Annotated in this window: 22 protein-coding genes; 11 read left to right on the forward strand and 11 right to left on the reverse strand. The window is 71.3% G+C overall.

Translation table 11 applies throughout. The features are described 5' to 3' along the window. Nucleotides 1-93 precede the first annotated feature (93 nt). The gene (locus tag GA0070215_RS01085) at nt 94-957 is read right to left on the reverse strand and encodes a bifunctional methylenetetrahydrofolate dehydrogenase/methenyltetrahydrofolate cyclohydrolase (RefSeq protein ID WP_091040988.1); all 864 of its coding nucleotides are present in this window, start codon (nt 955-957) and stop codon (nt 94-96) included. A gap of 390 nt (nt 958-1,347) precedes the next feature. Here GA0070215_RS01085 and GA0070215_RS01090 point away from each other — a divergent pair, with 390 nt between their 5' ends. The 5 genes from GA0070215_RS01090 to GA0070215_RS01110 all read left to right on the forward strand — a co-directional run bounded on the left by GA0070215_RS01090 (nt 1,348) and on the right by GA0070215_RS01110 (nt 7,005). Beyond that, on the forward strand, nt 1,348-2,946 hold the full coding sequence (locus GA0070215_RS01090) for a peptide ABC transporter substrate-binding protein (RefSeq protein ID WP_091040991.1): 1,599 nt from the start codon (nt 1,348-1,350) through the stop codon (nt 2,944-2,946). 89 nt (nt 2,947-3,035) lie between these two features. Further along, a complete protein-coding gene (locus GA0070215_RS01095; RefSeq protein WP_018784670.1) occupies nt 3,036-3,974 on the forward strand; it encodes an ABC transporter permease in 939 nt (312 codons plus the stop codon). Nucleotides 3,975-3,992: 18 nt separating this feature from the next. After that, entirely contained in the window at nt 3,993-4,949 is a 957-nt protein-coding gene (locus GA0070215_RS01100; RefSeq protein ID WP_091040994.1) for an ABC transporter permease, read from the forward strand. A gap of 6 nt (nt 4,950-4,955) precedes the next feature. Beyond that, on the forward strand, nt 4,956-5,993 hold the full coding sequence (locus GA0070215_RS01105) for an ABC transporter ATP-binding protein (protein ID WP_018784668.1): 1,038 nt from the start codon (nt 4,956-4,958) through the stop codon (nt 5,991-5,993). Continuing rightward, nucleotides 5,977-7,005 (forward strand): ABC transporter ATP-binding protein, encoded by a 1,029-nt coding sequence (locus GA0070215_RS01110; RefSeq protein ID WP_018784667.1) that lies wholly within the window; start codon nt 5,977-5,979, stop codon nt 7,003-7,005. The genes GA0070215_RS01105 and GA0070215_RS01110 overlap by 17 nt, the downstream gene beginning before the upstream one ends. A 180-nt stretch (nt 7,006-7,185) precedes the next feature. Here GA0070215_RS01110 and purH read toward each other — a convergent pair whose 3' ends face one another. Together purH and purN are read right to left on the reverse strand one after the other, a co-directional pair. Next, nucleotides 7,186-8,760 carry a bifunctional phosphoribosylaminoimidazolecarboxamide formyltransferase/IMP cyclohydrolase gene (gene purH / locus GA0070215_RS01115; RefSeq protein ID WP_091040997.1) on the reverse strand — a complete coding sequence of 525 codons (1,575 nt, stop codon included), beginning with the start codon at nt 8,758-8,760 and terminating at the stop codon, nt 7,186-7,188. Continuing rightward, a complete protein-coding gene (gene purN / locus GA0070215_RS01120) occupies nt 8,757-9,377 on the reverse strand; it encodes a phosphoribosylglycinamide formyltransferase (protein WP_091041000.1) in 621 nt (206 codons plus the stop codon). The genes purH and purN overlap by 4 nt, the downstream gene beginning before the upstream one ends. Before the next feature lie 178 nt (nt 9,378-9,555). Here purN and GA0070215_RS01125 point away from each other — a divergent pair, with 178 nt between their 5' ends. Further along, nucleotides 9,556-9,852 carry a CD225/dispanin family protein gene (locus tag GA0070215_RS01125; RefSeq protein ID WP_018784664.1) on the forward strand — a complete coding sequence of 99 codons (297 nt, stop codon included), beginning with the start codon at nt 9,556-9,558 and terminating at the stop codon, nt 9,850-9,852. A 34-nt stretch (nt 9,853-9,886) separates the two neighbouring features. Next, complete coding sequence (locus GA0070215_RS01130) at nt 9,887-10,429, forward strand: DUF4190 domain-containing protein (RefSeq protein WP_091041004.1); 543 nt, start codon at nt 9,887-9,889, stop codon at nt 10,427-10,429. 55 nt (nt 10,430-10,484) lie between these two features. Here the strand turns inward: GA0070215_RS01130 and GA0070215_RS01135 are convergent, their stop codons facing one another. Next, on the reverse strand, nt 10,485-11,792 hold the full coding sequence (locus tag GA0070215_RS01135; RefSeq protein ID WP_091041007.1) for a cell division protein PerM: 1,308 nt from the start codon (nt 11,790-11,792) through the stop codon (nt 10,485-10,487). Nucleotides 11,793-11,950: 158 nt separating this feature from the next. Here GA0070215_RS01135 and GA0070215_RS01140 point away from each other — a divergent pair, with 158 nt between their 5' ends. Then, nucleotides 11,951-12,220, forward strand: coding sequence for a hypothetical protein (locus tag GA0070215_RS01140; protein WP_018784661.1), 270 nt, complete (start codon nt 11,951-11,953; stop codon nt 12,218-12,220). A gap of 56 nt (nt 12,221-12,276) precedes the next feature. Here the strand turns inward: GA0070215_RS01140 and sucD are convergent, their stop codons facing one another. From sucD to icmB, 3 genes are all read right to left on the reverse strand, one after another. Next, nucleotides 12,277-13,164, reverse strand: coding sequence for a succinate--CoA ligase subunit alpha (sucD, locus tag GA0070215_RS01145; RefSeq protein ID WP_018784660.1), 888 nt, complete (start codon nt 13,162-13,164; stop codon nt 12,277-12,279). Between the two features lie 2 nt (nt 13,165-13,166). Then, nucleotides 13,167-14,345: an ADP-forming succinate--CoA ligase subunit beta gene (gene sucC / locus GA0070215_RS01150; protein ID WP_013288514.1), complete on the reverse strand. Its 1,179-nt coding sequence runs from the start codon at nt 14,343-14,345 to the stop codon at nt 13,167-13,169. A 442-nt stretch (nt 14,346-14,787) separates the two neighbouring features. Continuing rightward, the gene (gene icmB / locus GA0070215_RS01155) at nt 14,788-15,192 is read right to left on the reverse strand and encodes a coenzyme B12-dependent isobutyryl CoA mutase small subunit (protein ID WP_013288515.1); all 405 of its coding nucleotides are present in this window, start codon (nt 15,190-15,192) and stop codon (nt 14,788-14,790) included. A gap of 401 nt (nt 15,193-15,593) precedes the next feature. Here icmB and GA0070215_RS01160 point away from each other — a divergent pair, with 401 nt between their 5' ends. Next, complete coding sequence (locus tag GA0070215_RS01160; RefSeq protein ID WP_026267704.1) at nt 15,594-16,304, forward strand: M23 family metallopeptidase; 711 nt, start codon at nt 15,594-15,596, stop codon at nt 16,302-16,304. A 250-nt stretch (nt 16,305-16,554) separates the two neighbouring features. Further along, a complete protein-coding gene (locus GA0070215_RS01165; RefSeq protein ID WP_018784657.1) occupies nt 16,555-17,322 on the forward strand; it encodes a M23 family metallopeptidase in 768 nt (255 codons plus the stop codon). Between the two features lie 639 nt (nt 17,323-17,961). On the opposite strand, the gene GA0070215_RS01170 is transcribed toward GA0070215_RS01165, so the two are convergent. Both GA0070215_RS01170 and pcrA read right to left on the reverse strand, forming a co-directional pair. Continuing rightward, entirely contained in the window at nt 17,962-18,762 is an 801-nt protein-coding gene (locus GA0070215_RS01170) for an aminoglycoside phosphotransferase/kinase family protein (protein WP_141708146.1), read from the reverse strand. Nucleotides 18,763-19,318: 556 nt separating this feature from the next. Next, nucleotides 19,319-21,748 (reverse strand): DNA helicase PcrA, encoded by a 2,430-nt coding sequence (gene pcrA / locus GA0070215_RS01175; RefSeq protein ID WP_091041013.1) that lies wholly within the window; start codon nt 21,746-21,748, stop codon nt 19,319-19,321. 288 nt (nt 21,749-22,036) lie between these two features. Between pcrA and GA0070215_RS01180 the strand changes: the two genes are divergently transcribed. Beyond that, entirely contained in the window at nt 22,037-22,390 is a 354-nt protein-coding gene (locus tag GA0070215_RS01180) for a chorismate mutase (RefSeq protein WP_091041016.1), read from the forward strand. Nucleotides 22,391-22,465: 75 nt separating this feature from the next. Here GA0070215_RS01180 and GA0070215_RS01185 read toward each other — a convergent pair whose 3' ends face one another. After that, complete coding sequence (locus GA0070215_RS01185; protein ID WP_018784653.1) at nt 22,466-23,482, reverse strand: ABC transporter ATP-binding protein; 1,017 nt, start codon at nt 23,480-23,482, stop codon at nt 22,466-22,468. Beyond that, nucleotides 23,475-24,503, reverse strand: a complete 1,029-nt coding sequence (locus GA0070215_RS01190; RefSeq protein ID WP_018784652.1) for an ABC transporter ATP-binding protein — start codon at nt 24,501-24,503, stop codon at nt 23,475-23,477. The genes GA0070215_RS01185 and GA0070215_RS01190 overlap by 8 nt, the downstream gene beginning before the upstream one ends. Nucleotides 24,504-24,508: the final 5 nt, after the last annotated feature.

Here is a 24,508-nt window from a genome sequence, read left to right on the forward strand (position 1 = left end):
TCCAACTCCCTGATACCAGTCGGTTTTCCGGACCGTATCAGCCATCCTGGCACCGATCGGGTCAGGGGCGGACGGTTATGACCTGCCTGGGTGTCAGGCGGTCCGCTCGGCCCGTTCGACCACGTTCGTCAGCAGCATCGCCCGGGTCATCGGGCCGACGCCGCCGGGCATCGGCACCAGCTTTCCGGCGACCTCGGCCACCTCCGGGTCCACGTCACCGGTGTAGCGGCCCTTGCCGTCCTCGCCGATCACCCGGGTGATACCGACGTCCACCACCGTCGCACCGGGGCTGATCATGTCGGCGGTGAGCAGGCCGGGCACCCCGGCGGCGACGATGACGACGTCCGCGGCGCGGGTGTGCGCGGCCAGGTCGAGCGTGCCGGTGTGGCAGAGCGTCACGGTGGCGTTCTCGCTGCGCCGGGTCAGCAACAGACCCAGCGGGCGGCCGACCGTGTTGCCCCGGCCGACCACAGCCACGTTCGCGCCGCGCAGCGGCACGTCGTGCCGGCGCAGCAGTTCCACGACGCCGCGCGGGGTGCAGGGCAGCGGCCCGTCGTACCCGAGGACGAGCCGGCCCAGGTTGACCGGGTGCAGCCCGTCGGCGTCCTTGTCCGGGTCGATCGACTCCAGCGCGCGCTGCGTGTCGAGGTGACCGGGGAGCGGGAGCTGGACGATGTAGCCGTGGCAGGCCGGGTCGGCGTTCAGCTCGGCGAGCGCCGCGTCGAGCTGCTCCTGGGTGGCGTCGGCCGGCAACGTGACGCGCAGCGAGGCGATGCCGACCTCGGCGCAGTCGCGGTGCTTGCCGTTGACGTACGCCTGGGAGCCGGGGTCCTCGCCGACCAGCACCGTGCCGAGGCCGGGGTTGATGCCGCGTTCCGCGAGTGCTTTCACCCGGGCCCGTAGCTCGTCCTTGATCTCCGCCGCGGTGGCCTTGCCGTCCAGGATCGTCGCCGTCACGTCGTGATCGTCTCACGCCCGCGGGCGGGCCCGGACGACGACGGCCGACGATCACGCTGCGCAACGTGCCCTAAGTCACGGTGAGTGACCAACACTGGGACGCACCCGGCCGGTCACGCCCGGACGGGTAGGGACCGGACACCCGGGCCAGACACCCCGGACGCCTCCACCAACGCCCTGACCCCACCAGCGGTGGCGAAGAAAAGAGCAGGAAGCGGTGGGTTCTAGCACGCGCGAGCGGCAGCGGCAAGACGCGCCGAACACAATCCGTCATCAGTTGACCACGCACCAGTTGTCGCCGGCCCGAATCGCGACCTACCGTTACCGCTCGTTGCGCAGAGTCACCCAGCGTCGGGCCGACCGCGCAGCGTGAGGAGATGAGGAGACTCCATGCGTGTTCGTAGGCTCGCGGCCTGGGCCGCGCTCCCGCTCGCGGTGACGCTGGGCCTGACGGCCTGCGGCTCGGGCGGTGGTGGCGGCGGCGCCGACGACTCCGACGCGGCCGTGCGGATCGAGATCGCCGAGCCGCAGCACCTGGTGCCCACAAACACCAACGAGACGAGCGGCTCCCAGGTCCTGTCGGCCCTGTTCAGCCCGCTCGTCGACTACGACGAGGCGAACAAGCCGCACGAGGTGGCGGCGGACTCGGTGACGACGTCGGACAACAAGGTCTGGACGATCAAGCTGAAGCCCGGCTACACGTTCCACAACGGCGAGAAGGTCACCGCCGACAACTACATCGACGCCTGGAACTACGGCGCGTACGCCCCGAACGGCCAGAACTCCAGCTACTTCTTCGAGAAGGTGGCCGGCTACGACGACCTCCAGGGCGAGAACCCGAAGGCGACGACGCTCAGCGGCCTGAAGAAGGTCGACGACCTGACCTTCACGGTGACGCTCAGCGAGCCGTACGTGGACTTCAAGTCCATGCTCGGCTACACCGCCTTCTACCCGCTGCCCGAGGCGGCCTTCTCCGCGCCGGGCGTGCTCGCCGAGAGCTACGAGCAGGCGCCGATCGGTCAGGGCCCGTTCAAGATGAAGGGGAGCTGGCAGCACGACGCCAAGGTCGAGGTGGAGCGCTACGACGCGTTCCCGGGCCAGCAGCCCAAGGTCGGCGGCGTCGAGTTCCGCATCTACCAGCAGCCGACCGCCGCGTACGCGGACGTGCTGTCGGACAACCTCGACGTGATCAAGACGATCCCGACCGAGAACCTGTCGACCGCCGCGACCGACCTGGGCGACCGCTTCCAGCAGAGCCCCGCCTCGTCGCTGCAGGTGCTGGCCTTCCCGACGTTCCAGGAGGAGTTCAGCAAGCCCGAGGTGCGCAAGGCGATCTCGATGGCGATCGACCGGGACGAGATCACCAAGTCGATCTTCAAGGACTCGCAGCAGCCGGCCCGCTCGTTCGTCTCGCCGGTGGTCGCCGGTTACCGGGAGAACACCATCGGCACCGCGGGCGCGTTCGACCCGGTCAAGGCCAAGGCCGAGTACGAGGCCGCGGGCGGCCCGAAGAAGATCGAGCTGTCCTACAACGGCGACGGCGGCCACAAGGACTGGATCGACGCCACCTGCAACCAGCTCAAGGCCAACCTGGGCGTGGAGTGCGTGGGCACCGCCGAGCCGAAGTTCGCGGACCTGCTGACCAAGCTCAAGCAGAAGCAGTCGGTCGGCCTGTTCCGGATGGGCTGGGTCATGGACTACCCGTCCATGGAGAACTACCTCGGCCCGCTGTACAGCACCACCGGCTCGTCGAACTACTACGGCTACAGCAACCCGGAGTTCGACAAGCTGCTCGCCGAGGGCGCCCGCGCGACGACCGAGGACGAGGCGGTCAAGAAGTACCAGGCGGCGGAGGACCTGCTCGCGCAGGACTTGCCGGTGATCCCGCTGCGGTACGGGCAGAACAACTTCGGCCACTCGACCAAGGTCAAGAACGTCCACGTGGACCTCTTCGACCGGGTGGACCTGCTGAAGATCGAACGCGCCTGACACCCCGCTGACGGGCCGGGCCACCCCCACCGGGTGGCCCGGCCCTCGCATTGGCACGCATTTCACCCGTTTTCGGCAGACTTGCCAGCATGCTCCGCTTCATCCTGCGGCGACTGCTCCAGATGGTCCTCGCCTTCTTCGGGACCACGCTGATCGTCTACGCGCTGATGTTCGCCGGGCAGGGCGACCCGATCCAGGCCCTCGCCGGGGAGCGGCCGGTGACCGCCGCGCAGCGCGCCTACCTGACCGAGAAGTACCACCTGGACGCGACGGGTGTCGGCGGCTTCTTCTACCGCTACCTCGACTATCTGGGCGGCCTGGTCCAGGGTGACCTCGGGGAGTCGCTGACCGGGCGGCAGATCAGCGACATCCTCGCCGCCGCCTGGCCGGTCACGGTGAAGCTCGCGGTGATCGCGATGGCCGTGACGGTGATCTTCGGGGTCACCGCGGGCGTGATCGCGGCGATCCGCCGCTCCGGCGTGTTCGACCACGCCACGCTCGTGCTCACGCTGCTGGTGCTCGGCATCCCGACGATCGTGCTGGCCCCGCTGGCCCAGTACTTCCTCGGCGTCCGATGGCCGGTCTTCCCGCCCACCGCCGGAGCCCAGCCCTCCTTCTACGCGCTGCTGCTGCCCGGCATCGTGCTCGGCTCGCTGTCACTGGCCACCGCGCTGCGGCTGACGCGTACCTCGGTGACCGAGAACCTGCGCGCCGACTACGTCCGGACCGCCCGGTCCAAGGGCCTGCGGCGACGCCGGATAGTCGGCGTGCACGTGCTGCGCAACTCGCTCATCCCGGTGGTCACCTTCCTCGGCGTCGAGCTGGGCAACCTGATGGGCGGCGCGATCATCACCGAGGGCGTGTTCAACGTCCCGGGCGTCGGCTTCAACCTGTTCCGCGGCATCCGCACCGAGGACGGCCCGCTGGTGGTCGGCATCGTCAGCGTGCTCGTCGTGGTCTACCTGCTGTCCAACCTGGTGGTGGACGTGCTCTACGCCGTACTCGACCCGAGGATCCGCTATGAGTGAGCGCAGCGAGGTGCGGCCGTGAGCGACTTCGAGACGGTGGCGGCGACCGAGAACCAGGCCGCGCGGCGCGGCGTGTCAGGCGAGCCGGGCACGCCCGGCCGGGCCGGCCGGCCGGACCGCGCCCGCAGCCTGGCCGGTGACGCCTGGCGGGACCTGCGCCGCAACCCGGTCTTCTGGATCAGCCTGCTCCTGGTGGTGCTGGTCGCCGCGATGGCGGTGGCGCCCGGGCTGTTCGCCGCCAACGACCCGCGCGACTGCGTGCTGTCGCGGCAGCACGCCGGGCCGTCCGGCGGGGCCATCTTCGGGTACGACTTCCAGGGCTGCGACACGTTCGCCCGCGCGGTCTACGGCGCCCGTGCCTCACTGCTCGTCGGCGCGCTCTCCGCGCTGATCACCGGCGTGATCGCCCTCGTCGTCGGCATGCTCGCCGGCTACTTCGGCGGATGGGTCGACGCGGTGCTGTCCCGGGTGATCGACATCGTGCTCGGCATCCCGCTGCTGCTGGCCGCGATCGTGTTGCTCAAGCGCGTGAGCACGAGCGGCGACACGGTACGCCTGTTCGCGGTGATCCTCGTCCTGGCGCTGCTCGGCTGGACCACTGCGGCCCGGGTGGTCCGCTCCTCGGTGATCACCGCCCGGGAGCAGGACTACGTGGCGGCGGCCCGGATGCTCGGGGCCGGCAACGGCCGGATCATGTGGCGGCACATCCTGCCGAACGCGCTCGCCCCGGCCGTCGTGGTGCTCACCATCGCGCTCGGGTCGTTCATCGCGGCCGAGGCGACACTGAGCTTCCTCGGCATCGGGCTGAAGGCGCCGACCATCTCCTGGGGCATCGACATCGACGCCGGCCGGGTGCACATGCGGGAGTCGGCGACGCCGCTGATCGTGCCGTCGACGTTCCTCGCCCTGACCGTGCTCGCCTTCATCATGCTCGGCGACGCGATCCGCGACGCCTTCGACCCGAAGCTCCGGTGACTCCCCATGACGCAGAACGCGGTCCGGCCCACGCCGGCCTCGCCCACCCCGCCCGGCGGCCACCTGCTGGAGGTACGGGACCTGCACGTCGAGTTCCGCACCCGGGAGGGTGTGGCCCGGGTGATCAACGGGGTGACGTACCACCTGGACGCCGGTGAGACGCTCGCGGTGCTGGGCGAGTCCGGCTCGGGCAAGTCCGTCACCGCCCAGGCGATCATGGGCATCCTGGACAGCCCGCCCGCGTACGTGCGCGCCGGGCAGATTCTCTACCAGGGGCGGGACCTGCTCACCCGGCCGGAGGAGGAACGCCGGCAGATCCGCGGCGCCGAGATCGCGATGATCTTCCAGGACGCGCTGTCGGCGTTGAATCCGGTCTTCCCGGTCGGCTGGCAGATCGGCGAGTCGTTGCGCGAGCGGGCCGGGATGTCGCGGGCCGACGCGCGCAGGCGCACCGTCGAGCTGATGGACCTGGTCCGGATCCCGGCCGCGGCGAAGCGGATCGGCGACTACCCGCACCAGTTCTCCGGCGGCATGCGGCAACGCGTCATGATCGCGATGGCGCTGGCGCTGGACCCGAAGGTGCTGATCGCCGACGAGCCCACCACCGCGCTGGACGTCACGGTGCAGGCGCAGATCATGGACCTCCTGGCCGACCTGCGCCGGGACCTCGGCATGGCGCTCGTCCTGATCACCCACGACCTGGGCGTGGTAGCCGGTGTGGCGGACCGGATCGCGGTCATGTACGCGGGCCGCATCGTCGAGCACGCCGACGTGCACGCGCTGTACCGGGCGCCGGCCCACCCGTACACGAAGGGGTTGCTGGAGTCGATCCCGCGACTGGACGTGCGCGGCCAGGCGCTGTCCAGCATCCGCGGGCTGCCGCCGAACCTGATGGCGATCCCGTCCGGCTGCCCGTTCCACCCCCGGTGCCCGTACGTCCAGCAGGTCTGCGTGGACGAGGTGCCGCACGACCTGGTGCTCGGCGACGGGCGGACCAGCGCGTGCCACTTCGCCCAGGAGGTGCACGATGACCGCGACGACTGAACCCGCCAAGGTGCGCGGCGAGACGATCCTCGCCGTCGACCAGCTGGTCAAACACTTCCCGATCAGCCAGGGCGTGCTGTTCAAGAAGACCATCGGCCAGGTCAAGGCGGTCGACGGCGTCTCGTTCGAGCTGCGGCGCGGCGAGACGCTCGGCGTGGTGGGCGAGTCCGGCTGCGGCAAGTCCACGCTGGCCCGGCTGCTGATGCGCCTGGAGACGCCCACCTCCGGGCGGGTCACGCTGGAGGGGCGCGACCTGCTCCGGGCGACCGGGGCGGACCTGCGCCGGCTGCGCCGGAACATGCAGATGGTGATGCAGGACCCCTACACCTCGCTGAACCCGCGCATGACAGTCGGCGACATCATCGGCGAGCCGTTCGAGATCCACCCGGAGGCGGCACCGAAGCGCAGCCGGCGGCAGCGGGTGCAGGAGCTGCTCGACGTGGTCGGGCTCAATCCGGAGCACGTCAACCGCTACCCGCACCAGTTCTCCGGCGGTCAACGGCAGCGCATCGGCATCGCCCGGGCGCTCGCGCTGCGGCCGGAGATCATCGTCTGCGACGAGCCGGTGTCGGCCCTCGACGTCTCGATCCAGGCCCAGGTGATCAACCTGCTCCGGGAGCTTCAGGACGAGCTGGGGCTGTCGTACATCTTCATCGCCCACGACCTGTCGGTGGTGCGGCACATCTCGGACCGGGTGGCGGTGATGTACCTGGGCCGGATCGTGGAGATCGGCACCGAGGAGCAGATCTACCAGCGCGCCACCCACCCGTACACCCAGGCGCTGCTGTCGGCGGTGCCGGTGCCCGACCCGGAGGCCCGCGACCGGCGGACCATCATCCGGCTCACCGGCGACGTGCCCAGCCCGGCCGAACCGCCGTCCGGCTGCCATTTCCGGACCCGCTGCTGGAAGGCCGAGGAGGTCTGTGCGACGCAGGATCCGCAGGCGGTACCCCGCGCGGCGGACCCGCACCCCAGCGCCTGCCACTTCGCCGAGGTGCGCACCGAGGCGTGACGACGAAGGCCCCGTCCCCCGGAGGAAGAGGGGGCGGGGCCTCCGATACGGGCACGCGCGGACGGGGGCCCGGCGGCGTGCGGCGCGCGTGCGGCGAGCCGGCCGCGCGGCAGCGGCACGACCTCCGGGTGCGTCCGCCGTAGGGACTGCCGACACACCCGGACGGGCCGGCCGGACCCGTCAGTGGAAGAAGTGCCGAGTGCCGGTGAGGTACATGGTGACGCCGGTCGCCTTGCAGGCCGCGATGGTCTCCTCGTCCCGGATCGAGCCGCCCGGCTGGACGATCGCCCGCACCCCGGCGTCGATGAGGATCTGCGGACCGTCGGCGAACGGGAAGAACGCGTCCGAGGCGCAGACCGAGCCGCGGGCCCGCTCGTCACCGGCCCGGCTGACCGCCAGCCGCGCCGAGTCCACCCGGTTGACCTGGCCCATGCCGACGCCGACGGTGGCGCCGTCACGGGCCAGCAGGATCGCGTTGCTCTTGACCGCGCGCACCGCCCGCCAGGCGAACGCCAGGTCCCGCAGGGTCGCTGCGTCGGCCGGGTCGCCGGTGGCGAGCGTCCAGCCGGACGGGTCGTCGCCGGGCGCGTCGACGGCGTCCCGCGTCTGCACCAGCACGCCGCCGCTGACCTGCCGCCACTCGGCCGGACGGACGGCGGACACGGGTGCCCGCAGCAGCCGGAGGTTCTTCCTGGCGCGCAGCAGTTCCAGCGCGTCCTCGTCGAAGCCGGGCGCCACCAGCACCTCGGTGAAGATCTCCGCGACCTGCCCGGCCATCGCCGCGTCGACCGGACGGTTCACCGCGATCACGCCGCCGAACGCGGAGACCGGGTCGCAGGCGTGCGCCTTGCGGTGCGCCTCGGCCACGTCCGCGCCCACCGCGATGCCGCACGGGTTGGCGTGCTTGATGATCGCCACCGCCGGCTGGTCCGGGAAGTCGTTCGCGGCCCGCCAGGCGGCGTCCGCGTCGACGTAGTTGTTGTAGGACATCTCCTTGCCGTGCAACTGCTCGGCCTGGGCCAGCCCGGCCGGCGCACCCGGGTCGGTGTAGAGCGCCGCCGCCTGGTGCGGGTTCTCGCCGTACCGCAGCACCGCCTGGCGGCGCAGCGCCAGCCCGGCGAACTCCGGCCAGCCGTCCTGCGCCGGCGAGACGGTGGTGGCGAACCAGTCGGCCACCGCGACGTCGTAGTCGGCGATGTCGGCGAACGCGCGGGCGGCGAGCGCCCGGCGCCGGGCGGCTGTGAAGCCGCCCTCGGCGAGCGCGGCCACCACCGCCGGGTACGCGGCCGGGTCGGTCACCACCGCCACCGAGGCGTGGTTCTTCGCCGCGGCCCGCACCATCGCCGGACCGCCGATGTCGATCTGCTCCACGCACTCGTCGGTGCCGGCGCCGGAGGCGACTGTGGCCTGGAACGGGTAGAGGTTGGAGACCAGCAGGTCGATGCCGGCGATGCCGTGCTCGTCGAGCTGCCCGGCGTGCTCGTCCTTGCGCAGGTCGGCGAGGAGGCCGCCGTGGATCTTCGGGTGCAGCGTCTTGACCCGGCCGTCGAGGATCTCCGGGAAGCCGGTGACCTGCTCGACCGGCGTCACCGGCACCCCGGCGCCGGAGATCGTCGACGCGGTGCTCCCGGTCGACACGATCTCCACGCCGGCCTCGTGCAGGGCACGGGCCAGCTCGACCAGGCCGGCCTTGTCGTAGACGCTGACCAGCGCGCGCCGGATCGGGCGGCGGCCGGTGTCCTCAGTGGCGTTCACGGGATGGTGACCTTTCTGCCGGTGATCGTCCAACCTTCACGGACCAGGCGGCCGACCTGCTCGACGAGCTGGCGCCGCTCGGCGGACTTGATGCGCTCGGTGAGCGTGTCCTCGTCGTCGTCGTCGCGCACCGGCACCGCGACCTGGGCCACGATCGGGCCGGTGTCCATGCCGGCGTCGACGAAGAACAGGGTGGCCCCGGTGAGCTTGACGCCGTACGCCAGCGCGTCGCGGGGGCCGTGGATGCCGGGGAACGCCGGCAGGAGCGTGTTGTGCGTGTTGAGGTAGCGGTCGCCGAACGCGGCCAGGAACTCCGGCCCGACCAGCTTGAGGAACCCGGCGCTGATGACCAGGTCGGGCCGGTGCTCGGCGACCCGATCGGTGAGCGCCTTGTCCCAGTCGGCGCGGGTGGGGTGGTCCTTGACGCGCTCGACGAAGGACGGCACACCCGCGGCGGCGGCCCGGTCCAGGCCGGCGATCCCGTCCCGGTCGGCGCCGACGGCGACCACGCGGGCGCCGTACCCGGGGTCGGCGGTGGCGTCCAGCAGCGCCTGGAGGTTGCTGCCGGAACCGGAGACGAGGACGACGAGGCGGGCGACGGACGCGGGCTCGGTCACCGGGCAACCCTATCGGGCAGGTCAGGCCGTCCGGCCGCGGGGCGGCGGCTCGTCAGGTGACCTCTCGGATGGCGTGGTCGCGGTACGCTGCCGGTCGCCCGGTGTCCGGCCTCGCGCCTGGCCCGCACCCCACGATGAAACCGGCACGCCGCGTGCCGTCGGACCGAGGAGTACCGCCATGCAGCCCGGATACCCCCCGCAGCAGCCACCGCAGATCGACAACAACATGACGATGTCCATCGTCGCGATCTTCCTGTTCTGGCCGCTCGCGATCCCGGCCATCATCAACGCGTCGAAGGTCAACCCGCTGATCCAGCAGGGTGACTACGCCGGCGCGCAGGCCGCCGCCGCCGAGTCGAAGAAGTGGTCCAAGTGGGCCCTCATCGTCGGCCTGGTCTGGATCGCCGTCATCGTGGTGGGATGTTGCCTCCTCGGCGGCCTGGCTGGTCTCGCCGGCGACAGCGGCACGAACTGACTGACGAACAGAACCGACCTGAGGAGCACCTGACATGCAGCCCGGTTACCCCGGACAGGACCCGTACGGCCAGCAGCCGAACCAGGACCCGACCGCCCAGCCGAACGACCCGTACGCGCAGCCGCCGCAGGCCCCGCAGTACGGACAGCAGCCGCAGTACGGACAGCAGCCGACCTCGGGCCAGCCGTACGGCCAGCCCACCTCGGGTCAGCCCGCCTACGGTCAGGACCCGTACGCGCAGCAGCAGCCGTACGGCGCCGCGCCGCAGTACCCGGCCGCCGGCTACCCGGGCGGCCCGGGGCCGGGGCAGGGGCAGAACAACACGATGGGCCTGATCGGCATGATCGTCGGCATCACGTCGATCGTGCTCGGCCTGTGCTGCCCGCTGCTGGGTGTCCCGGCCGGTATCGCGGCCGTGATCCTCGGCGTGCTGGGTCAGAAGAAGGTCCAGTCCGGTGAGGCCAGCAACGCCGGCCAGGCGAGGGCCGCCCTGATCTGCGGTGCCGTCGGTGTGGTCGTCGGCATCATCAGCGCCATCGCCGGCGCCGCGATCAACATGAACAACTTCGGTTCCTGACCGTCGTACGACGAGGGGCGTCCGGCGACCGCCGGGCGCCCCTCGCGCGTCCCGGTCAGCGGGGCGGGGGCGTGCGGCGCGCCGGGCGGGTCAGCGTCCGGGTGGCGGCGGCACCCAGCACCGTCCCCACGCCGATCACCAGCGTGGCCACCGCGGCCACCGCCCACGGCGACGGGCCGATCTCGGCCAGCCGGCCACCGCCGAGCGACCCGCCGGAGGCCGCCGCGAACAGCCCCAGCAGCGCGCCGGCGACCGGTCCCGCGAGCACGGCCGGCACCAGCAGCGCCGGCCAGCCCACCTCGGCGCGTTCCTCCGCCGCGGCACGCAGCAGCCGCCGGGCCAGGAGCCAGCCGGCCGCCATCGCGGCCAGCACCGGCACGGCCAGCAGCGCGCCACCGAGCCCGTCCATCGGGCCACGCGGCAGACCGGCCAGCAACGGTACGGCCGGCAGCGCGCCGACGGAGACCTCGCTCGTGCGGACGGCGGTGTCGGTGCCGACCGCGAACCCGGGGCCGAGCAGGTAACTCGCCGACCAGGCGGCCGCATTCGGCGCGTAGGCGAGGCTGACCAGGGTGATGCCCGCCTGGCCGGCCACCCCGGTCTGGTAGGCCCCGATCATGTCGGCCGCGTCGCCGCCACCGGTGGCCACCGCCAGCCCGGCCGCGCCGGCGCCCGCGCCGCACAGCAGCAGCGCCGCGACCAGTCCGGTACGCAGACCGTCGCGCACCGGCGGCGGGCAGCGTGCGGCCAGCAGCGCCCACACGCCTGTGGTGCGCAGGGCGCCGACCAGAGCGGCCGGTACGCCGAACGCGGCGAACACGAGCGCGGCGGTGACCGGGGAGACACGCAGGCCGCCCGCGTCGACAGCGAACGCGGCGAGCGCGCCGAGCAGCGCGTACCCGATGCCGACCGCGACTGCGACGGTGAGCGCCTGGCGGGGTGAGCCGGCCCCGCGCGCGCCGACGGCCCGGCTGACGTGCACCCCGGCGCGGGTGAGCCGCCAGACGGCGAGCGCACTGAGCGCGAGCGGCGCCAGGCCGAGCGGCCCGGCGGTGGTCTGCAACGGCACCCCGTGCCCGAGCAGCCAGCCGGCCAGGCCGGCGCGCAACGCGCCGCCGAACGATCCGGCGTCCTCGCTGAGCTGGGCCAGGCCCAGCACCGCGGAGACCGGCAGCCAGGAGGTCAGCGCCGCCCAGAGTGCAGCCACCCCCGCCGCGACCGGCAGCGGGGCCCGGCTGCGGCGCTCCTCACCCGATCGGGGGGCGGGCACCCGCGCGGCCGGGCGGGCACGGCCGGCCGGCCGGGCGCCGGCGGGGGGACCGGTGGCCGGACGGCGGGGCTGGTCAGGGGTGACGCGTGACATCGTGTCTACTCTGGCACGCCGCGAGAAGGACGGCAGTCCGATACCGCGTCGGCAGCGTGGTGAGTTCGCCGATCCCCGGTCCCGTGGTGGTGTTCCGGTCTAGCCTCGGCCTCAGACGCGACAGTTCCCGTCGCGGCGCCGACCGCTCGGAGGAAGCCGTGCACGCTCCGTTTCCGCCGCCCCCGCCGCCACCGGCCGTCGGCCGGGACCGGACCACCCTCTGGGGCGTCCTCGGCATCGTCTTCGGCCTGTTCTGCTGCGGCATCCTGGGCATCGTCTTCGGCGCGCTGTCGATCCGCGACGCGCGGCGCAACGGCAGGTCGCAACTGCTCGGCTGGCTGGGCATCGCGTTCGGTGTGATCAACATCGTCGCCAGCGCCATCGTGAGCGCGCGGGGCAACTCGTACTACCCGTACTGGTATCGCTGAACGCGAGAGGGCCGGCCGGTTCCCCGGTCGGCCCTCTCGGCGCGTCGTACGGCCGCTCAGCGGCCGGACATGATCTCCCGCATCAGGTTGGCGGTCTCGGTCGGGGTCTTGCCGACCTTGACGCCCACCGCCTCCAGCGCCGCCTTCTTGGCGTCGGCGGTGCCCGCCGAGCCCGAGATGATCGCGCCGGCGTGGCCCATGGTCTTGCCGGGCGGGGCGGTGAAGCCGGCGATGTAGCCGACCACCGGCTTGGTGACGTTGGCCTTGATGAACTCGGCCGCCCGCTCCTCGGCGTCGCCACCGATCTCACCGATCATGACGATCGCGTCGGTCTCCGGGTCCGCCTCGAAGGCGGCCAGGGCGTCGATGTGGGTGGTGCCGATGATCGGGTCACCGCCGATGCCGACGCAGGTGGAGAAGCCGATGTCGCGCAGCTCGTACATCATCTGGTAGGTCAGCGTGCCGCTCTTGCTGACCAGGCCGATGCGGCCGGAGCCGGTGATGTCGGCCGGGATGATGCCGGCGTTCGACGCGCCCGGCGAGGCGATGCCCGGGCAGTTCGGGCCGATGATCCGGGTGCGCTCGCCCTGGGCCCGGTTGTACGCCCAGAACGCGGCGGTGTCGTGCACCGGCACGCCCTCGGTGATCACCACGGCCAGGTCGATGCCGGCGTCGATCGCCTCGACCACGGCGGCCTTGGTGAACTGCGGCGGTACGAAGATGACAGTGACGTCCGCGCCGGTGTCCTTCATCGCGTCCGCGACGGAGGCGAAGACGGGCAGCTCGGTGCCGTCGAAGTCGACAGTGGTGCCGGCCTTGCGCGGGTTGACGCCGCCGACCACGTTGGTGCCGGCGGCGAGCATCCGCCGGGTGTGCTTCGAACCCTCGGAACCGGTCATCCCCTGCACGATGACCTTGGAGTCCTTGGTCAGCCAGATAGCCATTGTCAGACCCCCGCAGCTGCCAGCTCGGCGGCCCGCTCGGCCGCGCCGTCCATGGTGTCGACCCGCTGGATCAGCGGGTTGGCCGCGCCGTCGAGGATCGCCCGACCGGCCTCGGCGTTGTTGCCGTCGAGGCGGACGACGAGCGGCTTGGTGGCCTTCTCGCCGCGCTGCTCCAGCAGCGCCAGCGCCTGCACGATGCCGTTGGCGACCGCGTCGCAGGCGGTGATGCCGCCGAAGACGTTGACGAAGACGCTCTTGACCGACGGATCGGACAGGACGATCTCCAGCCCGTTCGCCATCACCTCGGCGCTCGCGCCGCCGCCGATGTCGAGGAAGTTGGCCGGCTTGACGCCGCCGTGCCGCTCGCCCGCGTACGCGACCACGTCGAGCGTGGACATGACCAGGCCCGCGCCGTTGCCGATGATGCCGACCTCGCCGTCGAGCTTGACGTAGTTGAGGTCCTTGGCCTTCGCGGCCTGCTCCAGCGGGTCCACCGACGCCTGGTCGACCAGGGCCTCGTGGTCCGGGTGCCGGAACCCGGCGTTCTCGTCCAGGGTCACCTTGGCGTCCAGGAGCAGCAGCTTGCCGTCCTTGGTGGTGGCCAGCGGGTTCACCTCGACGAGCGTGGCGTCCTCGGCCACGAACGCCTGCCACAGCTTGACCGCCACCTCGACCACCTGGTCGGCGATCTCGGCCGGGAAGCCGGCCGCGGTGACGATCTCGCGCGCCTTGGCCTCGTCCACGCCGGTGTTGGCGTCGATCGGCGCCTTCACGACCCGCTCCGGGGTCTCGGCCGCGACCTGCTCGATGTCCATGCCGCCGGCCACGCTGGCGATGCAGAGGAAGGTGCGGTTCGCCCGGTCGAGCAGATACGAGAAGTAGTACTCCTCGGCCACGTCCGCGGTCACGGTGATCATGACCTTGTGGACGGTGTGACCCTTGATGTCCATGCCGAGGATGTCGGTGGCCCGGGCCACCGTCTCCTCCGCGCCCTCGGCCAGCTTCACGCCGCCGGCCTTGCCGCGGCCACCGACCTTCACCTGCGCCTTGACGACCACCCGGCCGCCGAGGCGTTCGGCGATCGCGCGGGCCTCCTCCGGGGTAGTGGCGACGCCGCCGGCGAGCACGGGCAAGCCGTGCCGCTCGAACAGGTCCCGCCCCTGGTACTCGTACAGGTCCACGATTGCGCGTCCCGTCCCGTCTCCGCGGCGCGCCGTCGCGCCGCCACCAGCTTCGGAAAATCAGTTTGACGCCTGTCATCAGAAGAGACAGGCCATTTGCCGCAGCCTAACGAGATGGGAACCGGCGGCAACCGAGCGGGTGCGGGGTGTGCGGTAATGCACAGGCCGGGGCGGCCGGGCGGTCCCGGCCGCGCCGGGCGTCAGCCGTCCGGGGGATGTCCGGGCCGGGGCGTAACCGCCCGTCGGGGGCGTCGTTGAGTGTGATGTCGGCGCGCTGGTCAAGCGCGACGACGGGAGCGGCCGATGCCCTGTCGGTCGAGGGGTGGCGGCGGGGCATCGTGCATAGAGGGGCCGGGCGTGTGAGGGGTGCGTCCGGCCCCTCCCCCGTGCCCGGAGCCGCAAATGCGGTGGCCGGGCCCGCGGGGGCCGGGATCCGAGCCGGTCAGCCGACCGGCTGGGCTACGTTCTCCCGCACCCACTCGACGATGGACCCGGTGGTGGCGCCCGGGGTGAAGATCTTCGCGACGCCGAGCCGCTCCAGCTCCGGGATGTCGGCCTCGGGGATGATGCCGCCGCCGAACACCACGATGTCGGTGGCGTCGCGCTCGGTGAGAAGTTCGACGACGCGCTTGAACAGCGTCATGTGCGCGCCGGAGAGCACCGAGAGGCCGACCGCGTCCGCGTCCTCCTGGATCGCGGTCTCGACGATCTGCTCCGGCGTCTGGTGCAGGCCGGTGTAGATGACCTCCATGCCCGCGTCACGCAGGGCGCGGGCGACCACCTTCGCGCCCCGGTCGTGGCCGTCCAGGCCGGGCTTCGCGACGACGACCCGGATACGAGAGCTCATCTGCGCACACCTTTCACCGGCACTGCTGACCTTAACGAACGGTAACCCGGCCGGGCGGGAGGCGGGAAGCCGGGCCGGATCATCCCACATATGCGCCACCCCCTACCGCCCACCCGGGTACGCGGAAAGCCGGACACCTCCGCCGTTCGGTCACTGTCCGCGACGAACGGGCGGTCGACAGGCCATCCGACCGGCGGCACGAGATATGACAAGGTCGGATGGAATTGGACATAACGAATCGGCATTTCGGCGCTTCGGCTTGTGACAGGAGTGGCGGTTGGCTAACGTGTCCACGGTTGTCATCAGGTCCACGGACGGGTGACGACGCGACACCGGAGGTTCGAACGAGCTTCACCGAACGGTCCGGAGTCGCATCGGATCCCCGACAACGGAGGGTGTGCGTGCGTCAGCGCCTGTCGTCTGAGCCCGATCGCTATCGCGGCCGTCGCCGCGTACCCACCCCCCCGCGGAGCCGCTACGCCGCGGTGGTCACCACCGCGTTCGTCGGCGCCGGCATCGTCGCCATCGGCGCGAACGCCCTCCCCGACGCCAAGAGCGTCAACCCGTCGGTCCTCGACGAGCTCCGGCAGGCCTCGGTCGCCAGCCAGGACGCCGCCGCCCGGGCCGACAGCGCGGAGCGCCCGTCCCGCGCCGACCGCTCCGACAGCGAGGCCGCCGAGCAGGATCCGTGGCTCCTGCCGCTGCACGGCTACGACTTCAAGTCCCCCTACGGCATGCGCTGGGGCAAGCTGCACACCGGCATCGACCTGGTCGCCCCGGAGGGCACGCCCTACAAGGCGGTCCACGCCGGCACCGTCACCAAGGCCGGCTGGTTCGGCGGCTACGGCTACGCCGTCATCGTCAAGCACTCCGACGGCAGCGAGGCCATCTACGGCCACTCCTCCGCGGTGACGGTCAAGGAGGGCCAGGAGGTGAAGGCCGGCGACCAGCTCGGCCTGGTCGGCAACACCGGGCACTCCTACGGCTCCCACCTGCACCTGGAGATCCATGTCAAGGGTCAGCCGGAGGACCCGGTGGCGTTCCTCAGGGATCGCGGAGTGGACATTCAGCTCGAAGTCGAGGCAGTTTACAGCGACGTAGCCGCGTCCTGACGCTCCGTACCGCCCCATCACCGCCCGGACCGCACGGTCCGGGCGGTTTCGTCTGCGCCGATGTATGCCACGTCACACCTGCGGATGTGGGCGGGAACACATCGACGAATGATCATCTCTTCGGCCGAACCGGCCGACCTGTCGCAAACGGGACGCGTGGCAGCGACGCGGGCCACCGCCGCCACCCCCCGATACCCGCTGCGACCTGCACCGACACCAGTATTTCGAGGTCACGTGCCCCTCGAAACCGATGAAGGACCCCGTGCAGCACAGCAGCCCCACCCCGGACAACGCTCCCGCCCGGCACCGGCGTCCGCGCCGCGCCCGGCGCACCGTCTACCTGGTCACCGGCGCGGTAGCAGTGCTCGGCCTCGGCATCGGTGGCGTGGTCGCCACCACCGTCCCGTCCGACCCGAAGCCTGCCGCCGTCGACCTCGGCGTCGCGGCCCGCGCCGACGACGCCGCCCGCGCCGACCGTTCGGCCCGCGAACCGGTCACCCCGTCCGCCGTACCGGCCAGCCCGTCGCCGAGCCCGAGCGCCACCACCCCGGCACCGAAGAAGACAGCGACGGCCAAGCCCAAGCCCAAGCCGACGAAGAAGCCAGTGGCGAAGAAGCCGACGTGGGTCATCCCGATGAAGGGCGCCGACATCACGTCCTGCTACGGGCCCCGCTGGGGCACCCAGCACGCCGGCATCGACTTCGCCATGCCGGCCGGCACGCCGATCCACGCCGCCGCGGCGGGCACCGTGGTCAAGGCCGGTGACGTGGGCGACGGCTACGGCATCTCGGTCTTCATCGACCACCACAACGGCTACCTGACCCACTACGCCCACCAGAGCCGGCTCGCCGTCGGCGTCGGCGACACGGTCAAGGCCGATCAGGTCATCGGGTACGAAGGCTCCACCGGCGACTCCACCGGCCCGCACCTGCACTTCGAGGTGCACCAGGGCGCGATGTGGAACCAGATCGACCCGGCGCCGTTCCTGCGCGCCCGGGGCGTCGACGTGGCCTGCTGACCGCGTCTGTAGGTTCTCGAAAGAGATGTCCCATCCTCAAATGAGTTGACCACGGATCGTCCCATGGGAAGCTTGAGGCACGAGATGTCGCGGTGGCGTTCCGGTCGGGTACCGACGCTGTGGTCGACTCGTCGCTTGATCATGTGGTTGTTGACGACGTTGCCGGTGGTCTGCCGGTGCGGGAACGGCCACACCGTCACCTGCCTCAACCACCCCGGCCTGCCCCGCGACGTCCGCCGCGCGGTCGAAGGCCAACGCATTGGATGGCAACGCCTGCACCGCTCCAGCAGATGCCGACCTACCCCAGCATGAACAGCGCGGCAGCAGCGCTCGGCCTGCACACCCAGAACCTCAACCTGCAACTGCAACGCCTCGAAGCCGACATCGGCGCCCAGCCACTCCTACGCGCACCGCACCGCTACGCGCCCATGACCCCAACCCCAACCCCACGCGGCCAAAGCCTGCTCGACGATCTCGACCAGCCAGCCGTCCGCGAACTACTGCGCCGCTATGCCGGTGCCAACCAACGCCCGACCCAAAGTCGGCCCCTACAATCGGCACCGCATCCAGCGAGCGATCCCGGCATGACCGTGGGCCGCCGACGCGTACGCCGACGGCCCACGTTTGACGAAACCCGCTCTACACGCCGATGGCGTGTTCGAGCAGGTTGCGGTGCTGGATCATCCAATCAGCGGCGCGGGCCCGCCAGGCCAGCGCCCACAACGGTGCCGGATCGGTCGAGTCCGGCGTGATCCCGGCACGGGCCGCCTCAGCGGCGCAGTCCCGAATCGCCAGCTCGATCATCCGCCCGACAAACCCGTCCCGAGCAGCTACCGGCAGTTCATAGCCGTCCAGGAACAGCCGCAGGTGTCGCGCCCGCGTGGCGGCGTCCGGCAGGTCGTTGCGTTCGGCCACGTCATCGCCGTGCAATTGGGCGTTCCACCACCCGGCCACGGCAACCTCGTCGAGCGCGTCGACTGGCCCGGCCAGCTCCCAATCGATCAACGCCGCCGGACGACCATCGACGATGGCGACGTGCCACGGCCCGGCATCGCAGTGCCCGATCAGCGAGCCCTCACCGGGACGGTGCATCCACCACGGCTGCCAGACCGCATCCGGCGGCGGCTCGAAACTGGCCGTGGCATGGTGCAGATCGCGCAGCAAAGCACCGGCCCGCCACACGCCCTCGTCCGACCAGGCGTAAGGGTGCACGAAGCTGCCCTCGATCCAGGTCAGCACCTCGTTGCCGTCGGCGTCGACGCCGTCGCCGACCACCCGCGGACAGCCTGAGAATCCGACCTGTTCCAAATGGCGCAGCAGAGCATGCACAGTGCCGGTCCACGGCCGGACCGGACGACGCACGGTGTTCCCCACGCGAACAGCGCGGCTGGGGCCGCCTTCGGCCGCCGGCAGCGGCTCGAAGGAGGATACGGAATCCACGAAATTCTCCTCAAATCAGCGCAGTAAGCGGTGAACATGGCGCCGAACAACGGGCGCCAGCAACTGGCAACGCGGAACCGATCCACGGCCAGACGAACCGCAACGACGCGAGGAGCCGAACGTCCCGCCAGACTCCAGGAGCCCGGCGACAGCCACTCGAAGCTAGTGGCAGCGGATCAACGCGCGGTCGACTCCCGCATCGCCGCGATGGCAGCTACCTCGCTGACGACCATGCATGCCATGTCGACCTCCCCGACTGAGCGCTGACGAGGCCGAGGCTACGACTTCGCCTCTCATCTCGCCACCGAGATTCCTTTGGCGTCACGGCACCGCTACCAAAACCACGTGCACACCAGCGCTACGGGTAACGCCTCCGCCACCCAAGGGCATCAAGAAACGACAAGTCGGTGAGAAGAACCGGCCGACAAACCGTTGAGAAAACAACCGTCACACCCAGGTCAGCCACGCGCCCGACGACAAGGTCGACGAGAATCTACAACGCCACGACAGGAGGAGGGCCCGGCCCGGCAACGAGCCGGACCGGGCCCGCCCACGTTCAGAGCTTGTCGATCGGGGCGTGCCGCAGCACCAGCCACATGGTCTGGTCGCCGAAGTCGATCTGGGCCCGGGCACCCGGCCCGGCCCCCTCCACCGCCAGCACCCGGCCCAGGCCGTACCGCTGGTGGTTGACCCGGTCCCCGACGGAGACCTTCGGGGCCTGCTTCAGCTCGCTCGCGGTGGCCAGACGGCTGGCGTCCACGCCCAGCCGCTTCGCCAGTTCGGTCGCCTTGGGCGTGCCGCCGGCGAAGCCGCCGCGGCCGAGCCGGTCCGCCCGGCCACCCACGCCGCCGCCTCCGCCGCCCCACGAGGTGTACGACCCCTCGGTGCGCTCCCAGCGGACCAGCTCCGGTGGCAGCTCCTCCAGGAACCGAGACGGCGGGTTGTAGGCGGGGGCGCCCCACGCCGAGCGGGTCACCGCGCGGGACAGGTAGAGGCGCTGGCGGGCCCGGGTGATGCCCACGTACGCCAGCCGCCGCTCCTCCTCCAGCTCGCGGGTGTCGCCGAGCGAGCGCAGGTGCGGGAAGACGCCGTCCTCCAGGCCGGTCAGGAAGACCACCGGGAACTCCAGGCCCTTGGCCGTGTGCAGCGTCATCAGCGTGACGACACCCTGATGCGGCGCGGCATCGTCTGCCTCCGCGCCGTCAGGCGCCGAGCCCGGTGACGCAGGGATCTGGTCGGCGTCGGCGACGAGCGCCACCTGCTCCAGGAAACCGGCGAGCGTGGCCCGCTCGTCGTCGGCGCCGAGCGCCTCGATCCGCTCGGTGTACTCCCGGGCGACGCTCACCAACTCCTGGAGGTTGTCCACCCGGCCGGCGTCCTGCGGGTCGAGGCTCTCCTCCAGCTCGGCCAGGTAGCCCGAGCGGGTCAGCACCGCCTCCAGCACCTCCTCCGGCGTGCCGGTGCCGGCCAGTTCCCGGGCCGCGTCGAGCAGCGCGACGAACTCGGCGATGCCGTTCGCGGCCCGGGTGGAGATGCCCGGTGCGTCCTTGGCCCGGCGCAGCGCGGCACCGAAGGAGACGCGGTCCCGGGCGGCCAGCGCCTCCACGCACGCCTCCGCCCGCTCGCCGATGCCCCGGCGCGGGGTGTTGAGGATGCGGCGCAGGCTGACCGTGTCGTCGTCGTTCACCACCGCGCGCAGGTACGCGAGCGCGTCGCGCACCTCCTTGCGCTCGTAGAAGCGCACCCCGCCGACCACCTTGTAGGGCAGGCCGACCCGGATGAACACCTCCTCGAACACCCGGGACATGGCGTTGGTGCGGTAGAACACCGCCACGTCGCCCGGGCGGGTCTCGCCGTCGTCGACCAGCCGGTCGATCTCCCGGGCCACCCAGTCGGCCTCGGCGTGCTCGGTGTCGGCGACGTACCCGACGATCTGTTCGCCGGACCCGGCGTCGCTCCACAGCCGCTTCGGCTTCCGGGAGGTGTTGCGGTCGATCACCGCGTTGGCCGCGTTGAGGATGGTCTGGGTGGAGCGGTAGTTCTGCTCCAGTAGGATCGTGCGGGCGTCGGTGAAGTCCCGCTCGAACTCCAGGATGTTGCGGATGGTCGCACCGCGGAACGCGTAGATCGACTGGTCGGCGTCACCGACCACGCACAGCTCCGCCGGCGCGACCCCCTCGGTCCCGGAGACCAGCTCCTTGATCAGCACGTACTGGGCGTGGTTGGTGTCCTGGTACTCGTCCACCAGCACGTGCCGGAACCGGCGCCGGTAGCTCTCCGCCACGTGCGGGCGCGACTGGAGCAGGTGCACCGTCGTCATGATCAGGTCGTCGAAGTCCAGCGCGTGCGCCTCGCGCAGCCGCCGCTGGTAGAGCGTGTACGCCTCGGCCAGCGCCCGCTCGTTCGGCCCCTTGGCCCGGCCGGCGAACTCCTCCGGGTCGACCAGCTCGTTCTTCAGGTTCGACACCTGCGCGGCCAGGCCCCGGGCCGGGTAGCGCTTCGGGTCCAGGTCCAGCTCGCGGGCGACCATCTGCATCAACCGGCGCGAGTCGTCCGCGTCGTAGATCGAGAACGTCGACTTCAGGCCGGCGTGTTCGTGCTCGGCCCGCAGGATGCGTACGCAGGCGGAGTGGAACGTCGAGACCCACATGAGCCGGGCGCGCGGGCCGACCAGTGCGGCCACCCGCTCCTTCATCTCACCGGCGGCCTTGTTGGTGAACGTGATCGCGATGATCTCGCCCGGGTGCACGTCGCGGGCGGCGAGCAGGTAGGCGATCCGGTTGGTCAGCACCCGGGTCTTGCCGGACCCGGCGCCGGCCACGATCAGCAGCGGGGAGCCGGCGTGGGTCACCGCGTCCCGTTGCGGGCCGTTCAGGCCGTCGAGGAGGGCAACCGGGTCCGACCCGGTGCCCCCGGGACGGCGCGGCGGGGTCGGCCGGGACTCCGGCGCGGGCGGGGACGCGGGAATGTCGAAGAGAGGATGCATCGCAGCCCGAGTCTATGCCGCCGGGCGGACACTTCCCCGCCCGCGCCACCGCTGCGCGCACACGGTCACGTCTCACCTGTTGGTGCGTCTCCTTGCGCGCCCGCCCGGATGGTCGGCATACTCGACAGCGTGTTCGATCAGCGCTTCTCCTTTTACTACGGCACCGGGAGTCCGGCAGCCGTAGGTCGCGCCTGATCACAGACCTGCGAAACGCCCCGGGCTCCCAGAGCCCGGGGCGTTTTCGTTCCGGGATCCGGGTACCGGGCCCGAGCCCCGAGAGGGACGACGATGATGACTGACGTGGTGGAGTCCAGCGGCAGCCTGGCGCGGCACGACTTGACGGCCGGCGGCGACCCGACCGGGGCCGCGGCGGCCCGGACCGGCACCGACGACGCGGCGGCGGCCGAGCGGATCGGCGAGATCCGGCGGCGGATCGACGAGATCGACCGCACCCTCATCGCGCTCTGGCAGGAGCGGGCGGCGCTCTCCCAGGAGGTCGGCGCGACCCGGATGGCGTCCGGCGGCACCCGGCTGGTGCTCTCCCGCGAGCGGGAGATCCTGGAGCGGTTCCGGTCCGAACTCGGCGCCGACGGCACCCAGCTCGCGCTGCTGCTGCTGCGCGCCGGCCGCGGCCCGCTGTGACGTGGCGACACGCCCCCGGATACGACGAACCGCCTGCCGACGTCGAGCTGACGCCGGCAGGCGGTCCGGAACGGATCAGGCCACCTCGTGGGTGGCGACGATCTCCCGCTTCTCCGCGAAGTGGCAGGCGCTCGGGTGGTCCGAGCCCGGCCGGATCTGGAGCAGCGGCACCTCCTGGGCGCAGACGTCCTGCGCCTTCCAGCACCGGGTGCGGAACCGGCAGCCCGAGGGCGGGCTGACCGGCGAGGGCACATCGCCCTGGAGCCGGATGATCGCCTTGCTCTCCCGCAAGGTCGGGTCCGGCACCGGCACCGCCGACAGCAGCGCCTGGGTGTACGGGTGGGTCGGCCGCTCGTAGATCTCGTCCTCGGTGCCGATCTCCACCATCTTACCCAGGTACATCACGGCTACCCGGTCGGAGAGGTGCCGCACCACGGACAGGTCGTGGGCGATGAAGACGTACGACAGCCCGAACTCGGCCTGGAGCTTCTCCAGCAGGTTCATCACCTGGGCCTGGATCGAGACGTCCAGGGCCGACACCGGCTCGTCGCAGACGATCACCTCGGGCCGCAGCGCCAGCGCCCGGGCGATGCCGATGCGCTGCCGCTGGCCGCCGGAGAACTGGTGCGGGTACCGGTTGATGTGCTCCGGGTTGAGGCCGACCAGGTCGAGCAGCTCCTTGACCTTGGTGCGCCGGCTGCCGCGCGGAGCCACGTCGGGGTGGATCTCGAACGGCTCGCCGATCAGGTCACCCACCGTCATCCGGGGGTTCAGCGAGGTGTACGGGTCCTGCATGACCAGCTGGATCTGCCGGCGCAGCCGCCGCAGCGCGCCACCGGAGAGCTTGGAGATGTCCTGGCCCTTGTAGAGCACCTGACCGGCGGTCGGCCTCTCCAGGTTCATCAGCACCCGGGCCAGCGTCGACTTGCCGCAGCCGGACTCGCCGACCACGCCGAGCGTCTCGCCGGCCTTCAGCTCGAACGAGACGCCGTCGACGGCCTTGACGTGGCCGATGGTCTTCTTGAACACCACGCCCCGGGTCACGGGGTAGTGCTTGACCAGGTCACGAACCTCGATGATGTTCTCAGTCACGGTTCACCAGTTCCTCCGCGAAGTGGCAGGCGCTGGCCCGGCCGTTGCCCAGTTGCAGCAGCGGCGGGACCTTCTCCAGGCACACCGGCTGCGCCATCGGGCAGCGCGGGTTGAACGCACAGCCCGGCGGGATGTTCATCAGGTTCGGCGGGAGGCCCTTGATGGTGCGGAGCTCCTGCCCCTTCTCGTCCATCCGCGGGATCGAGTTGAGCAGGCCGAGCGTGTACGGGTGTGCCGGCTTGCGGTACAGGTCGTAGACGTCGGCTTCCTCGACGATCCGCCCGGCGTACATGACCGCGATCCGGTCCGCGACGTCGGCGACCACGCCGAGGTCGTGGGTGATCAGGATCATGCCCATCTGCCGTTCCCGCTGGAGTTCGCCGAGCAGGTCCATGATCTGGGCCTGCACCGTCACGTCCAGCGCGGTGGTCGGCTCGTCGGCGATCAGCACCTCGGGGTCCAGCGCCAGCGACATGGCGATCATCGCGCGCTGCCGCATACCGCCGGAGAACTGGTGCGGGTAGTTGCTGAACCGGCCCTTGGCGTTGGGGATCTTCACCTGGTCGAGCATCTCGATCGCGCGCTTCTTGGCGTCCGAGCGGCTCATGCCGCGCCGGATGCGGAACTGCTCGGCGATCTGGAAGCCGACTGTGAAAACCGGGTTGAGGGCCGAGAGCGAGTCCTGGAAAATCATGGCGATGCCCTCGCCCCGGATCCGCCGCCGCTGCTCGGGGGACATGGTGAGCATGTCCTTGCCGTGGAAGCGGACCTGCCCACCGGTGACGAACCCGGGCGGGGTGTCCAGGATGCCCATGATGGTCTGCGCGGTGACGCTCTTACCGGAGCCGGATTCGCCGAGCACGGCGAGGGTCTCCCCCGCGTCGACGTGGTACGTGACTCCGTTGATGACCTTGGCGACGCCGTCCCGGGTGCGGAACTCGACCCTCAGGTCGTCGACCTCGAGCAGGCGGCCCGAGGAGCGGCCGGATCCGTCGGCGCCCGGCGCGGACTGCTCGGACACGAGAA

It is taken from the genome of Micromonospora marina (genome assembly GCF_900091565.1).
Classification (GTDB): domain Bacteria; phylum Actinomycetota; class Actinomycetes; order Mycobacteriales; family Micromonosporaceae; genus Micromonospora; species Micromonospora marina.